Raw genomic sequence first — 15226 nt, forward strand, 5'->3', positions numbered from 1 at the left:
CCTCCCACCCCACCCACTGCGCCTGTGGAAGGCGACGGAACAACACAGTTTTCAACCTCGTGGCCGACCACGATGAATCCTGATCGCCTGCCTGAAAACGGCGGGTTCGCGAGCCTGCGTCTTGTTCCCAACAATGGCGTGTATGCGGATGAGGATGTGTGGGAGGCTGCCGACGCGGCTGCGCATTTTCTGGATGCGGCCTGGAGGATTGACGAGGACTCCCCTACCCCGCTGGTGGGTGTGCAGGAGGCGTGCGCCGAGTACGGGACAGGGCGCACATGCTCGAACCTTCCCGAGCTGACTGACCTCCAGTTGGAGAACTGGCGTTACACACTGTCCATGAGCTCGAACATGTTGTATTCGGTGCGTATTTTGTACACGATTCCTGCTGTGGATGAGCAGAAAAATCCGGACAGAATCTGCTTGACGACCGCGTTTGAGATCAACGTGCGTGGCTGGGATGGCCAGGTCAATCCGCTTGGCGGTGTGAACGGGCAGGAGGCGTGCATGGTGCGCACGAGTGTGGGGTGGCGTGTGGATGAGATGCCGAAAATGATGCCGGAGGGTCCGGTGGAGTATTTTATGGAGTGGGCTCCTGACCGCGTGATTGAGGGTCAGCCTGAAGGCTGACGGTCGTGTCGCGCCAGTTGACGTATCGTCCCACAAGGAGGGTCAGCATGGGCGTGGAGCGCCCGTAACTGACTTGTAAAGGATGACTGCCATGACGGTGCGCCGCCAACTTATTACCAGCCCTGGGCAGGCTTTATTCCCCACGACTGACCCGATGTCCGTGTTGGACGCTCATAATTCGTTCGCTCAGCTGTCCGGCGTACCCGTCCCCCAGCTTGAGTACGACCCGTGCTGCGTTGTGCCCGTGCCCGTCACGCCCGCGCAGTGGCCGAACGGTCGCAAACGCTGGGAGGGTGTGAAACCGTCGTTCATGTGTCACCCGCTCATGTGGCTGCCGACAAACCTGTCGACGCTCGTGGTGGATGAGCGCTGTGGACTCAGTGAGGATCCTGCCGCGCACGTGGCTCGCGTGATGGTGGAGGTGACGCGTGCTGGACTGTACGACGTGGAGTCGGGAACGTGGGAAGACGTACTGGAACCCTACGGTTTTGACGTGCTGGACCCTGCCCACCAGGCGCGTATCGGCGTGTGGCTGGCGGGCGGTGAGGATAAGGTCCTGGACTCTGTTGACCTGACTGGCCGCTTTAATGAGGCTGACCCGTCGTGGGCGATGCGCGAACTCGTGGACTACCTGCCCTTGTTGTGGGCGTACTCCACGTATCATCATGCGGCGTATTTGGTCGATGAGACCCGGCTGATTGTCGGCGGGTTCGACGAGTATGGTGCTCGCGCGAACGCTGACGCTGTGGCGTCCCTGGCTGGCCTGGCCGACATTTGTCTGACTCACGCGTTTACTGGCGAGAATGCTCGCGACCTGTTTATTTACCCTGGCGGGTTTGACCAGATGGCCAAGGACGCACTCGTTTTGGCTGCAATGAGCGAGGTGGACATGGACGCGGTGAACACGCTTGCTGGTCAGGCGTTGCGCTCGTTCGTGGAGATCCGCAGCTTTTATGAGGATGCTGCCCGCATGGCGGAAGACTTGCTGTGGCCTGCGGCTCAGTGAGAGTGCTGGGGGTCGACCAGTCGCTGACGTGCAGCGGCCTGGCTCTGGTTTGCTCGGGCCGGGTGGAGCGCGTGTGGTCACTCAAGCCGAAGATGCGTGGCAATGAGCGTTTGCGCCTGATCGTGTCGAGCGTGCTGGAGGCGGCTCAGGGCGTGGATGTTGTGGTTGTTGAAGGCCCGTCCATGCATTCTCAGGGTCGTAGTCTCGTCCAGTTGTATGGGTTGTTCACGTTGTTGACGTACAGCTTGTGGGTTGCTGGGGTGCGTACGGTGGTGGTTCCGCCCACGGTTCGCGCCATGTATGCGACGGGGCGTGGGAACGCGAATAAGGATGCTGTTCTGCTCGCGGTTGCACGCCGCTACCCGAATGTGGACGTGCAGGACAATAATCAGGCGGACGCGTTGGCGATGGCTGCGTTGGTGTGCCGAGCGTTGGGTGAGCCGGTGGCTGGTGAGACCGTGCCGCAGGCTGCGCTTCGGGCTGTCGACCGGGTTGAGGTGTGAGCCTGGTGGACGGGTTCCATATTCCGGTTGGTAACACGCACGTTTTTGTCCCCACTGCGCACGTGATGGCTGACCTGGCGGTGGCGGACATGGTGCTCGCGTGGGTGGATGCGAACATGGATCTTCCGGTTGGTAACGCCGTGTACCTGGTGGACGCGCTGATGGGCGAACTGTCGGACGAGGTGGGTGACCTGGAGATTCAGGTGCGTGAGCCGGGCCGGTCGGAACCGAAGGTCGCGTTGGCGGACACGATGACGGGTGAGCGTGCGGGTTTTGTGGCGCGTCAGAGTTTTTTGGCGGGCGTCCTGGTGATTGCGAACGTGGCTCTCGATTTGGGGTATGGGGCTCGGTGTGTGGAGGCTGGCGCTGCCGAACTGGTGAGGTGTGCGCAGCCGTTGACAGTGTTGTCGCCTGTGCGTCGCGGGTGGTGGCGGCGCGTGTGGGATCACCGTCCCACAAGGAGGGGCAGAACGCATTAGAAACTACCGAGTAGTGAGGCGCCATGTTTGTTCATCTTCACACGCACACGGAGCATTCTCCTTTGGATGGGCTCACCCAGGTTGGTCAGTTGGCGGCGCACGAGGAGGCGGCTGGCGCTAGTGCCGTGGCTATCACGGATCACGGGTCGATCATGGGGTGGCGCGCGTTGCACCGGGCGTGCCGGGGGCGCAGCCTGTTCCCTATTTACGGTGTGGAAGCCTATCTGGCGATTGGTGGGCGTTTTGACCGTCAGGTGCTGGAGGTGCCGGGAGATTCGGGGAGTGTGGACCGTGAGGATGCGGGCACGAAAACGCGTCGCTACTACCACATCACTCTGCTCGCGGAAAACGAAGACGGGTATCGCAACATTATCCGCATGATGAACGCTGCGGAAGATTCCTACTGGTATCACCCGCAGGTTGACTATGACTTGCTTGAGCAGTTCGGGCGGGGCGTGATCGTCCTGTCGGGTTGTCTGGGCGGGCCGGTGGCAACCCACCTGTCGATGGGTGATGAGCAGGGTGCGCGCGACGCTTTGGACCGTATGATTCGCGCGGTCGGCAAGGACAACGTGTATGTGGAGGTCATGAGTCACGGTATTGCGGGCGAGGAGGAGACTGCCCCACTGTTGGCTGACTTGGCCGAGGAGTACGATCTGCCCCTGGTGGCCACGAATGACGCGCATTTTTTGGACGAGTCGCACGATGTGGCGCACGACGCGTGGCTGTGCCTGTCCACCCATAAGCGTGTGAAGGATAGTGACAGGTTCCGTTTTAACGGTCAGGGTTACCATGTGCGCAGTGAGGCTCAGATGCGGGCGCTGCGTAGTGAGGACTGGTGGGGTCGCGCGTGTGACGAGACGGTGAGGCTGGCACAGCGTATTGGGCGGGATGTGGCCCCCGAACCGTCGTCACTGTTGCCGCATTTTGACTTGCCGGACGGGTGGGAGTCGAGCGTTCGGTATTTCCACCACTTGGTCAAGCGGGGCGCGTTGGCAAAGTATGGGGAGGATGCTGCGCGACCTGGCCACCTGCCGAAAAGGGTGGCGGACCGGTTGCGTTGGGAGTCGACCGTTATTACTGGCGCGGACGTGGCGGACTACTTCCTGATCTTGCATGATCTGGTTCGGTGGTGTCATTCTACGGACCCTCTGCCTGGCGATGAGGGGGTGAAGAAGCCGATCCGTACGGGGCCGGGGCGTGGCAGTGCTGCCGGGTCGTGCGTGGCGTACTGCCTGGGGATCACGAATGTGGACCCGTTGGAGCATGGGCTGTTGTTTGAACGGTTTTTGAACCCTGAGCGCGTGGGGTTGCCGGATATTGACACGGATTTTGAGCGGGGTCGCCGCCTGGAAGTGTTGGAGTATTTGCAGCGCCGTTATGGGGTGGATCATGTGGCGCGCGTGGGGACGTTCGGTATTGACCGGTCGCGTCAGGCTCTCAAGGATGCTGCGCGCGTGTTGGACGTGCCGAGCGTGGGGGTTCAGTTGGCGGAGCAGGTTCCCGTGTTTGAGGGGGCTCCCCTGCCGATTGACGCGGTGGCTGTGGGTGATGATCCTGTGGGTGAGCCGTTCCGCCGCGTGATGAGAAAGCATGGTGAGGATGCTGCGCGCGTGTTGGATGTTGCTCGCGTGATGGAGGGGTCGGTCCGGTCGAATTCGATCCACGCGTGTGCAACGATCGTGGCGGATGCTCCGTTGGGTGAGCTGGTGCCGCTGCGTTATGAGCGCGTGAAAGGTGAGCCGGTGGAGGGCGCTCCCAGGGTTGCCGGTTGGGAGGGTGGCGACCTGGAGGAGATCGGCTTGTTGAAGCTGGATGTGCTCGGGTTGAAGACGTTGGATCTGATTGCGTTGGCGTGTGACATGGTGCGCGCGAATTATGGGGTGGATGTGGATTTCAGCGTGTTGCGTCCTGGGTCTGACACGTCTGAGGTGGGTCGTGAGCGTGATCGCCTCGCGTTTGAGTTGATTGCGCAGGGCAGGACGGCTGGCGTGTTCCAGTTGGGGTCGGATGGGATGAAGAAGTTGGCGCGTGAGGTGGGGCCGACGAACATTGCGGATGTGACTGCTCTGGTTGCCCTGTATCGTCCCGGCCCGATGGCGGCTGACATGCATCACACGTATGCGCGGCGGAAGAATGGGCGTGAGGCCGTGTCGTATGACGATTTGACGGGTCGGGCGGATGAACAGCGGGTGATTGCGTCCGTGTTGGATGAGACGTTTGGGACGTGTTGTTTCCAGGAGCAGTTGATGGCGTTGGGGTCGGCTGTTGGCGGGCTGGATGCGGCGTGGACGAACCGGTTGCGTAAGGCGTTTTCGAAGAAGAAGAAGGATTTGATGGATGAGGTGCGTGCCGTGTTTTTTGAGGGCGCGCAATCTGGGAAAGGGCCGGGGGGTGTGCGTTTTAGCCTGTCCACGTTGGAGGGGTTGTGGCGCGTGTTTGAGGGGTCGGCGTCGTATTTGTTTAACAAGTCTCACGCGGCGTGTTATGCGCATGTGGCGTGGCAGTGTGCCTATTTGAAGGCGTCGTGGCCTGCGGAGTTCGGTGCGGCGGTGTTGGCGATAACGGAGCGGTCGAAGGATCGTGAGCGTGCGGACATGTTGAGTTCTTTGACTGCTGAGGGCGTGCAGATTTGTGCGCCTGACGTGAATTCGTCTGCCGTGTCGACGACGGCGGTGGGCGGGAAAGTGTTGATGGGGTTGGGCGAGGTGAAGGGCGTGGGGAAGGCTGGTGAGGCGATTGTGGCGGAGCGGGAGGAGTCCGGGCCGTTTACGTCATTGGCGGATCTGATGCGTCGTATTGCGCCGAAAAAGATGACGATGGGGGCGGTTGAGGCGTTGGTGGATGCGGGCGCGTTGGATGCGTTTGGGTCTCGTTTGGGGGTGTTGATGGTGTGTCGGGCTGCGCGCGAGTGGGATGTGCCTGTCCCGAGGTTTTCGTTTGGCGTGTTGGAGGCGGATGCGCGTCAGCGTGCCCGTCTGGGTGCGGGCCTGGGTGTGTCCCCGTTGGTTCGTTTGTCTGGCGAGGTGGGTGAGTGGTGTGAGGCTCGCGGTTTTGATGTGGTGGACATTTCGGATGTTGGCGTGGGTGATGCGGGTGCTCGTGTGCGCGTGGTGGGCGTGTTGACGGGCTGGGATGTGCGCCAGGGGCGGAAGTCTCGGTATGTGCGCGTGGAGTTGGAAGGGTCGGATCGTCGTGTGGTGACGGGTGTGGGCTTTTCTCGCGTGGTGGAGTCTGTGGAGCGTAGTGAGGATGCGCCGCGTGTGGGTGATGTGGTGTGTGCGCTGGTGGATGTGGAGGTGACTGGTGGGGAGAGTGTGGATTCTGATGATGGTGAGGAACCGAGTGAGGCGTATGTGCAGGTGAAGGTGGCGAGCGTGGAGCGCGTGGGTGTGGTGGATTGTGGTCGCCGCCCGAATATGGGGTTGAGGGATCCTCGTCGTGTGCGCGTGGTGGAGTCGGTGTTGGATGTGACGGATCAGTGTGCTGCGTCGGCGTGGATTCACGATGATGTGCGGGATGTGAGGTTTTTTAATGCTCCCGAGGGGTGTGAGGAGCATGTGGTGGTTGTGGGTGCGGGTAACGTGTTGGCGTGGGCGAGTGCCCGGCCACGGTTTGGGTGGCGTTAGTCACATCCGCGTCCCACAAGTAGGGGCATGAATGATGCGAAAGTGGATGCCGGGTGGGTGTGGCTGGCTGTGAGTGTCCTGGTAGGCATGGCGTTGTCGTGGCTGGTAGGCGCTCATGGTGGCGGTTTTTTTGGCGTGCTAGTTGTTGTGTGCGCGGTGCCTGTCCCGTCGATGGTGGTGTTGGGTCGCTGCCTGGTTAGTGCGGGGAGTGTGGCGGACGCGTTGAGTGTGATCGCGATGCTGGTGGTGTGTGGCGCGGTGTGCCTGGTGGGGGCTGTGCTGGTGGTTCCCGTGTTGGTGGGGTTGTCGCGCGTGGGGGTGGCTGGCTGGTTGCTGTCGTGGGGCGCGGCGTTGTGGAATGCGCGTTCCCTGGTGGCGAGTTCCAACTGATGTCGATGCGGGCTGATTTTCGCTTGCTCGTGCGCTGACCCGCCCAACTTTCGCACCACTCCACTCAAGCGTGGTGATGGGGTGCGTGTTCGCTCAAGGTATCCCCCACACTCGACCAGCAACATGCGGGCAGAAGATAGGCAAATAGCTCCGGGGCTGTGCCTGACAAGGCGTGGCCGAGTCTTTGATGGGTGTCGCGGCAAGCTGGTGCGTACCTTGTGTGCCGGGTGACTTTGAGCCGCAACTAGGTCCCCCATGACTTCCTCGTTTCAGCCTCGCAAGCCTGCCGGGAGCCCTCAGGGCGGGCAGTTTGACAATAAGCCGCACGACCAGATCATGCCGGAACTGGACGAGCCGGTTCTCCAAGGGTCCATTTGGTCTCTCCCATCGTGGGACATGGTGGAGAAGGATCCGCGCGCGCTCCTGGAGTATTCGCGTGAAGCGGTGATTCGTACTCTTGGCAGATTCAACGTGTCCCGCTACCACACGCATTTTCGCGGTGAGGTTGACTTGTCGGAACTGGATGTTGAAGAACTGGCGTCTGAAGTGTGTGCCAAAGTGTATGAGCGTGAGGATAAGCAGGGCCTTCATGACGTGGGCCAGTTTGTGGGCGGTGTTGCCCGAAACGTGGTGCGTGACGCGCTCAGAGGGTCGCTGAACAGTGTGGACGTGAAGGCCGGTGCTATCTATTCGGTGGAGCGTGACAACCTGGAGCAGGTGAAAGGCCATAACTTGACGACCAGTGAGGAGGATGAGCTGGCCGAACAGATTCGTTCCACGTGGCGTGAAAAGTATGGCGGGAAGCGGAGTCCGATCAAGGGGTTCCACCGGAGGATGGCCCGTGAAATGTCGGATTCTGAGGGCGCGTTTAACACGATGGCTGCGGGTTCGGGCGCGATGGAAGACCTGATTCGTGAGCAGCAGCATTTTGAGAAGCGTGCTGAGCGCATTGTGAATGAGCGTGCGGCTGGGCAGCGGTGGCAGTCGGCTGTGCGCCAGTTGGAAAACAAGATGGGCAGGCCGTTGACTGATTCTGAGGAGGATATTGTGGCGCTGCGTGTGCGCCGGATTTTCCGTGAGTCGGATACTGCGCCGCGCGAGTTTTTCCACCGTGAACCCACGTCGTTTACGGACTCCCCGTGGGACGCGTGGTCGGCTGCTGCGGACAATTTGACGTCGAACAAGATGCGTGGCGGGGCGAGGGGTGCCCGGATGATTGCGTGGAATGCTGTTGCGGAGGCGCATGACGCTCCGATGGTGAAAGTGGGGTCGATGTCGAGCCGTGAGGCTGCTGGTGCCCGTAACGCGGTGTTGAGCAGTGAGGGTGGCGTGCTGGGTGTGGCGCGCGCGTGGGAGGACGGTGTGGACACTCCCCTTCAGGACGCGTTGTTTGCTCCGTTTGGCCGGTGTAGTACGCGACGCAAGCAGGCGATTGTGGATGAGCTGGTGCGCCTGGGTCCTACTGCGGACATGATGTGGGAGTCGAGCGTGGCGACCGCGAACAAGCGTAACGAGAAAAAGATTCATTCGTTTGGCTTGTGAGCCGCAACTGTGTGACGTAACGGTGCGATGGCGTGGTTTTGTCGCATTAGTAGAAGTGTATGGGTCGTAGAGAAAGGTACGGTCATGTTCGTGTCGAGGGTGCTGGTGAGTGCCGAAAAGGTGAATCTTGCTGGCGGGTGGAATGTGTTTTGGGCGCAGGTGAAAGGCCAGCTCGGAGGCATTACCACTCTTTTAACTGTTATTGGCGCGCTTTTGGTGGTCGTGGCGTTGGTCATGTGGCTGATGGAACGACGCCGCTCCGGTTCTGCTGGCATGGGTCAAGGCGCCCAGAAAGTCATGTGGGCCGGTATCGTGGGCGCTGTCCTGGCCGCGCCAGGGTTCATTCTGCCGATCATGCTGGGCATTATCGACTTGGTAATTAACTCGATCATGTCGGTCATGAGTATCGGCGGCGGCTCGTAGGCGCACAGGCGTGTACTGCTATGACCTGACGACCCTGATCGGTGATCGGCGTAACGAATTGCGTGAGATCACCGTGGCGACAGTAGACGTGAAGCCGAAAACGTTTGGTGTCGCTCTGGCTTCCAGTGTGGTCGGCTTGATAGTGATGGCGCTCGTGTGGCCCCTGATCGGCTACTATGCGGTTCTTGCCTTGCCGCTGGTCGTGGGGGCTGCGGAAGCGCTGTTCGTCATGCGCACGAACGATTCGCGCAGGCTCCCGCAGTACAGGGCGCTCATGGATTCGCGCAAGGCCCGCAAACAAATAGGGACGTTCGTGGTGGGCACACGCACAGTCGACCCGTCTGTCCGCACGAACGGCACACTGTCCCAACGCTGCCTCGTGGGGACGATGGGTGAGCCGGATGTGGACGTGTCGAACAAGATTGAGAGTCTGCTGAATGTATAAGACAGTGGTTCGTGAAGCGTGGTCGTACGTGCGCACCTCGTGGTGTGTCGTTCTGATTGCCGTTGTGGCGTTCATGGTGGCCGCAATGGCCGCCACCCCCGCGCAGGCTCAACCGGTTCAGCCACTCGCCTTGTCCACGGTTGAACCCACTGTTTTCCCCGCCGCCCCCGTCAAAGACCCGTACGCAGAGTTCAACTGCGAGGAGCGTTCCTGTCTGCCCCTGTACCGGTGGAAAGATGCGACAGCGCTTCTTCACCAGCGGCAGCCGTCCGGCCTGTTCAATATCCCCACCCAGATCCGCACCATCACTAAAGGCGCGTCCCACTCCATGTTCATGACGGTCGGTAACGCGTTGTGGTCGGTGACAATGGCGGTGACCGAGTGGGCGTCCAACCTGGATGTGCTCAAAGGTGCGGGCGCGAAGATTGACGGCGTGGTCGGCAAGCTGGGCAAACTGCTTCTGGACCCTTCCACGATCATTATTCCCGCGCTCATGGGGTGCGCCGTGATCTGGGTGCTGTGGCAGACGTATCGGCGTAATGCCGGAATGATGGCGTTCCGCAAGCTGGGAATGTCCATTGTGACGCTCAGCCTGATCGGCGCGATGGTGACGGGCGCCGCCCAAACCACGAAAGGCGGTGACGACGGGTTCAACCCAGGGTTCTTATCTCCCGGCTGGTTCGCCCAAACCACGTCAAACGTGATTGATGCGGGCGCGTCAAGTATCGCCCAGTTCTCTATCGTGTCGAACAGTAATGATCTGGCTGACACGAGTGGGCGCGGCAGCTTCGAGTGCGGCCAGTATGTCAACATGCTGCGTAACGCGTACACGAGCCAGACGACACGCGACAGCGGGTATAAGGGTAGTGCGACCGTTCCATTATTGTTGTCGAGCCTGTGGGAGAACACGGGGCTGAAAATCTGGCAGGACGAGCAGCTGGGGTCGAGCTATTTTGCCAGCAAGAATTACTGTCACCTGTTGGAGTGGCAGTCGAACATTCCGCCGTCCGAGCAGGCTGCGATCGCTAATCGTGGTATTGACGTGACTGAAAGTGTCAAGGCAAACGCTTCTGCCCCCGCGTGGGGTCCGGCGAACTACCCCGTGTTTGATGACAAGACACAGATCGACGTGACGAGCTACGTGATCGACCAGGCGATGGTCGGGTGGGCTGTGTGTGAGCCTGGTGGGAGCGTGAAGGCAGCGTTCGCTGAAGGAAAATGGAAACCGCTGCATGACGCGTCCGACCTGGAGGCGGGGTGCAACCTGTGGTGGAACGCGAACGGTCAAGACAAGAATGTCATGAAGCCGAACCAGAACTTCCTGTTTTTCGGCAAGAACGTGGAGGGGTCTGTCGCCAACTACGATGCGTTGGATGCTGGTGAAACACCATCGGACATCTACCACGTGACGAGTGGTGGAATGGACTCGTATCAGCGTGAAAGCATAGTGAACTACCTGGCGAAACTACATGGGGACGCTCCCGGTGGTGCGAACGCGTTCATGTACGTGCTGACCGCTTTCACAACAATGATCGTGTTTGCTGGCGCGTCACTGGTGATCGTGATTTCCAAGATTGCGATTCTGGTGTACATGCTGCTGATGCTGCTGGTCCTGGTAATTTCACTGTGGCCTGGCAAGTCGGACGACCACTTGGTGAAGAAGTTCTTCAAAGAGTTTGTGGGCGTGGTGATTGTCGGGTTCGGGTATTCACTGATCCTGGGTGCGCTCGTGTTCCTGACTATTTTGACGACGGACGGTTTGGCTGGCGTCGGGTCGACGGATGGCCCCCTGTCGATGGGTCAGATGGTGGTGGTTGCTGTCGCCCCGCTGGGTGCCGCCTTCATTTTGAAGATGTTCTTCAAGAACATGCTGCACATGCCTGACCCGCTCAGCGCGAAAGGTGCGCTCGGCTACGGCATGATGGGCGGTTTGATTGGTGCCGGTGGCATGGGCGCGATGCAGGGTGCCGCGCGTAATGGTGCGGGTGCTGCCAGAAGGCTGGCGTCAGCTGGCGCGAAGAAGCTGACGGGCGCGAAGGCTGGTGGCACGAGTACGGGTGAAAAGGTTGCGTCCAACTTGTCGAACTCGAAGATGGCGAAGAACGCTCCGTCGGGTTCGGAGCTCAAGCAGGCGCGCAGGAATCTACGCCGTGGTGGCGTGCCTGATTCTGTGGCCGTACAGTCGGACGGAACCCAGGATGTGCGTCTCGCGGATTCTCCGAAGCTTGTCGATCATGGCGGTCGCGTATCCAACCTGGCTGCTGACGTGGGTCGCGGGGCTGTGTCCAGTGCCGAAGGGTTGCGTGATAAGTGGGCTGGCGCGTCTGCCGGTGAGCGTGCACGCATGGTGGGTGGCAGCGTGGTGAAAGTGGCTGCTCTGGGTGGCGCAGGGGTTTTGGCTGCCGGGGCCCTGGGAACTCTCGCACCGTTGGCGTTACCCGCTTTGGCCGGATTCCCCGCCGTCCAGTCCGTCGCGTCGAACACGGTGAGGCATATTCGTGACCGCCGTCAGGCACCCCTGCTCGATGAGGTGAACCGGATGCGTCAGGAACGCGAGCTGGCGCAGAAGGCTGCCGATTTTGACAATAAGGTGAATGCTGAGCTGGAGCGTGACCGGGTGAAGGCTGCTGCTCAGGCTCGCCGCGAGGCGGCTACCTTGCAGGGTCAGCCTGCCGGTGGGGCTTTGTCCCCGCAGAGCCAGCCTGCCGGTGCGCCGACGGAGCCTGGTTTTGTGCGCGACGTGCCGCCCGAACCGGAGTACGTGCCCGAGGCGGAGGACCCGACGCAGTACGCTCCCCCGCCGGACTATGACGCGATGGAGGCGGAGGCTGTCAGACGCGAGGAGCGTTTCGAGCGCATCTTTGGGTCTCAGCAGGATCAGGCCGCACCCCCGCAGGCATCACGCACGGTTGACCCGCCAGCTCGCCAGGCAGAGCCCGTCGAACCACTGCCCCGCCAGGCAGAGCCCACCAGGCCGCGACACATGGCCTCCCCCAGCCAGGAGAGACGCGCAGACGTTCCAGCACCGAAACCCGTCACACCCGCGCCCGTGACTGGCACACCCGTGGAGCCGGGGAAAACGCCCGGTGAACGCCAGCAAACCCAGTCGATCGGGCGTGAAGAACGCGAACTTCGCTCCTAATAGCAGGTGGCTGCGTCGGACGACCAGGAGAACGAAATGTTCACCGACCCGTCCCCCTCGGCCACACCTGTGACCGTGCCGGACGTGGATACTGTCAGGGCTGCGAACCCGCTGCCGGACGTGGACTGTCCACCAGCACTGAGCGTGACTGTCCCGCCGCCACTCGCACTGAACGACACGCTGGCTGGTCCCGTGCACGTGACTGTGCTGGACGTGGACGCCCTGGATGGGGCAGGTGGAACGTACTCGGGTTCCGGCTCGGGGGCTGGGGCGGGCGCAGGTTCAGGCGCAGGCGCCGGTTCAGGGGCTGGGGCGGGAGCTGGCTCGGGCGCAGGTTCGGGATTCTTCGGCTTTTCCACCGGCTTTTTGAACGTGCGGACCTTCTCAATTTCGGCCTTCAAGTCGGCAAGAGTCGTGTCGTAATCGTCAATGACAGTCCCACCGAGCAGCGTGGTGGCGTCATTGACCAGCTGCGTCAGCCTCGCCGTGTCAGCCCCTTCAGGCGGTTTGGCGGCCAGGGTCGTCGCGTCGTCGATCAACAGGCGCAGCCGGGCTTTCTTTTCCAGCATCACTTCCGGTACGGACGGTTCGCGCACCACCACGGTGGACTGTGCGGATTGGGGTGCCCACGTGGGGGCGAGTTTCCACACGGCCAGGCCGACCGCGATGACAGTGAGCGTGATGAACGTGATGAGAATGGTGCGGGAGACGCGTTTGGACGACAGGTAGAACACTGCCCTGTCTTTTCGTGAGGCGCGCAGAGGTGTGGGCACCTTCTCGGGCTTCTTGCCGTGCAGCTGGTCGTACGCGTCCACCGTCGCATCCCTTTCTACGCGCACCGAACGGGGGTGCCACCACTGTGGGCGGTCACCCCCGTCAGGTCAGTGAATGTCACCACTCGTCGTCGAACTCGTCTTCTTCAACGACGGGCTCGGCTTTCGCCTTGCGGGCCGGGGCCTTGGAACGCTTACGCGGCGCATCGTCATCGTCACTGGCGCCCTTAGTGGTGCGGGTGACGTCGCACGTTGCGAAACGCAGTTCGGGGCCAATAGCGTCAGCGGTCAAAGCGAGCTTGTGACGCTTTTCGCCTTCCTTGGTTTCCCAGTTTTCCTGGCGGACGGTGCCGGTGGCGATCACGCGCATCCCCTTGCGCAGACTGTCGGCAACATTGTCGGCCAGTGGTGCCCACACGGTGACGTCCATGTACATGGTGTCCCCGTCAGCAAATTCGCCGGAATTCTTGTCGAAGTAGCGTGGTGTGGACGCGATGGTGAGGTTGCAGACGGACTTGCCGGACTTGACGGACCGCAGCTCCGGGTCGCTCGTCAGGTTTCCAACGATTGTCAGGGTGGGTTCTTGAGCCATGGTAGTAACCTAACCTTTCTTGGGAGGGGGCCTTTTCCCCTTCTAACGCCTCTTGTGGGACGCGCCTGGTGTTCGCGTACCGGGTTCAGTGCCACGAACAGTCAGTAGTATCAACACTGGTCAGGGCGCTTGTGGCGGACGTGTCGAGGCGGCAGCGAACCATGCGCACGGCAAGAAGATGCGCACCAACCCAGTCCACTCCACGCAGGTCACAGTCGGTCAGCGTCGAGTTCGCAATGGTGGCTCCCATCATGGTGGCGCCAGTTAAAGTGCAGTCGGTTATGGTGGCGTCGCGCGCAAGCATCCCGCTCAGGCAAACGTGGGTGAGGGTGGTGCCTGTCAGTGTCGCCCCGTCGAGAGTGGTTCCACTCATGAGCGCGTGTTCCAGGTTCGTGTCCGTGATGGTGGTGCCGGTCAGGTTGGATCCGTGGAGTGTGGCGCCTGGCAGGTCGCACTGGCCGACGTGCGCCCCGTTCAGGGCGGTGTGCGCCATGTCAGCGTCCTCCAGGGTGCAGTCGGCTATGACGGCACCTGACAGTGTGGCGGAGTGGGCTTTCACGTGTGTGAGGTGGCAGTGTTCGAGTATGGAGCGTGGGGCGTACAAAGTGGTGAGCGTGACGTTTGTGAGGCGCGCGCGTGTGAGAGTGCTTTCTGCCAGTGTTGAGCTGGTGAGTGTGACGCGTGTGCCTGTTACGTCGTCCAGCGTGATGCTGCCGTTGCAGTTGCGCAGGTGGAGTCCGCTGATGGTGGCGCTCGTGATGGTGAGCCCGTCCACGTTCACGCTTGTGAGTGTGCCTGTGGGTGCTGTGCCCCGATAGTGGGTGTGGGTGAGAGTGGTGCGCGAAGATGCGGGGCGGGCGTCGAGTGAGCTGGCTGGTATGAGCCACAGGGATTTCGCGGTGTTTCCGAGACGGTAAGCGCCAGGGTATCGGCCTTTTTTGAGACGCAAGTACACGGCTCCTGTGGTGATGTGTTGGCGTGCCGCGACTTGGCCGGGCGTCAGCATGGTGTCCATCGATGGCCTCCTGGTGTGGTGTTCCAGCCTTCCTTGTGGGACGGATTCAGCGTTCGCGGTGCGACTAGATGAGCAGCCGCAACTAGGTTACTCATGACTACTTCATTTCAACCTCGCAAGCCTGCCGGTTCACCCCAGGGCGGCCAGTTTGATTCCAAGCCCCACACCACGTTGCCCGACCCTGTGCCTGAAGGCATATTCGGCCCACGGGGTTTTGTTGCCGAGTGCGGTGCGGAAGACACTCTGAAGCCGTATATTGGCGAATCCTGGCAGGATCCTCGTTGTGATTTCGCACCATTTGAGAACGTGTCCTCTGAAGATGCGGGAACACTGCTGAATCAGCTGCCCCAGTCGGTGGCTGAAGTGCGGCAAAATGGTGCTCCTATGGCCGGTCAGCTCCTCGTGTTGGCTCACAAGTATGGTGGGCGTGTGGGCGGCTATGTGGTGCGACCCCCGCGCATGGACGAGCGGGTGAGCATTGACTCCGTGACCTTGCCAATGGATGGGGATTTTGACGACAGTAGTAGCGCGTTCAGTGCTGTGCGTGATCGTTACGACCTGGACGCTTTAGACGAGCCGGACGGAGTGTCGTGGGACGGGCACAACGTGGAATTGTGGTGGGACTAGACGTGAACAAGCCGCGTGGTGGCGCTTGCC

Annotated in this window: 14 protein-coding genes; 11 read left to right on the forward strand and 3 right to left on the reverse strand. The window is 61.2% G+C overall.

What is annotated here, in order from left to right:
• The 10 genes from AC1EJZ_RS10470 to AC1EJZ_RS10515 form a co-directional block, all read left to right on the forward strand.
• Window positions 1–630 (forward strand): hypothetical protein (locus AC1EJZ_RS10470; protein WP_480294858.1); only part of this gene is annotated, 630 nt, incomplete at its 5' end.
• Window positions 631–712: 82 nt separating this feature from the next.
• On the forward strand, window positions 713–1636 hold the full coding sequence (locus AC1EJZ_RS10475) for a hypothetical protein (RefSeq protein WP_480294859.1): 924 nt from the start codon (window positions 713–715) through the stop codon (window positions 1634–1636).
• A 71-nt stretch (window positions 1637–1707) separates the two neighbouring features.
• Complete coding sequence (locus AC1EJZ_RS10480; protein WP_480294860.1) at window positions 1708–2139, forward strand: hypothetical protein; 432 nt, start codon at window positions 1708–1710, stop codon at window positions 2137–2139.
• A 5-nt stretch (window positions 2140–2144) separates the two neighbouring features.
• A complete protein-coding gene (locus tag AC1EJZ_RS10485; protein WP_480294861.1) occupies window positions 2145–2618 on the forward strand; it encodes a hypothetical protein in 474 nt (157 codons plus the stop codon).
• 23 nt (window positions 2619–2641) lie between these two features.
• Complete coding sequence (locus tag AC1EJZ_RS10490; RefSeq protein ID WP_480294862.1) at window positions 2642–6247, forward strand: DNA polymerase III subunit alpha; 3606 nt, start codon at window positions 2642–2644, stop codon at window positions 6245–6247.
• A gap of 27 nt (window positions 6248–6274) precedes the next feature.
• Window positions 6275–6637 (forward strand): hypothetical protein, encoded by a 363-nt coding sequence (locus AC1EJZ_RS10495; protein ID WP_480294863.1) that lies wholly within the window; start codon window positions 6275–6277, stop codon window positions 6635–6637.
• 255 nt (window positions 6638–6892) lie between these two features.
• Complete coding sequence (locus AC1EJZ_RS10500) at window positions 6893–8179, forward strand: hypothetical protein (RefSeq protein ID WP_480294864.1); 1287 nt, start codon at window positions 6893–6895, stop codon at window positions 8177–8179.
• Between the two features lie 84 nt (window positions 8180–8263).
• Window positions 8264–8602: a hypothetical protein gene (locus AC1EJZ_RS10505; RefSeq protein ID WP_480294865.1), complete on the forward strand. Its 339-nt coding sequence runs from the start codon at window positions 8264–8266 to the stop codon at window positions 8600–8602.
• A gap of 10 nt (window positions 8603–8612) precedes the next feature.
• Window positions 8613–9047 (forward strand): hypothetical protein, encoded by a 435-nt coding sequence (locus AC1EJZ_RS10510; protein WP_480294866.1) that lies wholly within the window; start codon window positions 8613–8615, stop codon window positions 9045–9047.
• Window positions 9040–12189, forward strand: coding sequence for a hypothetical protein (locus AC1EJZ_RS10515; RefSeq protein ID WP_480294867.1), 3150 nt, complete (start codon window positions 9040–9042; stop codon window positions 12187–12189). Before AC1EJZ_RS10510 ends, AC1EJZ_RS10515 begins: the two co-directional genes overlap by 8 nt.
• Here the strand turns inward: AC1EJZ_RS10515 and AC1EJZ_RS10520 are convergent.
• The 3 genes from AC1EJZ_RS10520 to AC1EJZ_RS10530 form a co-directional block, all read right to left on the reverse strand.
• On the reverse strand, window positions 12186–13028 hold the full coding sequence (locus AC1EJZ_RS10520) for a hypothetical protein (protein WP_480294869.1): 843 nt from the start codon (window positions 13026–13028) through the stop codon (window positions 12186–12188). The genes AC1EJZ_RS10515 and AC1EJZ_RS10520 overlap by 4 nt on opposite strands.
• A gap of 52 nt (window positions 13029–13080) precedes the next feature.
• Entirely contained in the window at window positions 13081–13554 is a 474-nt protein-coding gene (gene ssb, locus AC1EJZ_RS10525) for a single-stranded DNA-binding protein (protein ID WP_480294871.1), read from the reverse strand.
• A gap of 85 nt (window positions 13555–13639) precedes the next feature.
• Window positions 13640–14569, reverse strand: coding sequence for a pentapeptide repeat-containing protein (locus AC1EJZ_RS10530; RefSeq protein ID WP_480294872.1), 930 nt, complete (start codon window positions 14567–14569; stop codon window positions 13640–13642).
• 93 nt (window positions 14570–14662) lie between these two features.
• On the opposite strand from AC1EJZ_RS10530, the gene AC1EJZ_RS10535 reads away from it, so the two are divergent.
• Window positions 14663–15196 (forward strand): hypothetical protein, encoded by a 534-nt coding sequence (locus tag AC1EJZ_RS10535; protein ID WP_480294874.1) that lies wholly within the window; start codon window positions 14663–14665, stop codon window positions 15194–15196.
• Window positions 15197–15226 lie beyond the last annotated feature (30 nt).

It is taken from the genome of Pauljensenia sp. C0170B5 (assembly GCF_056590195.1).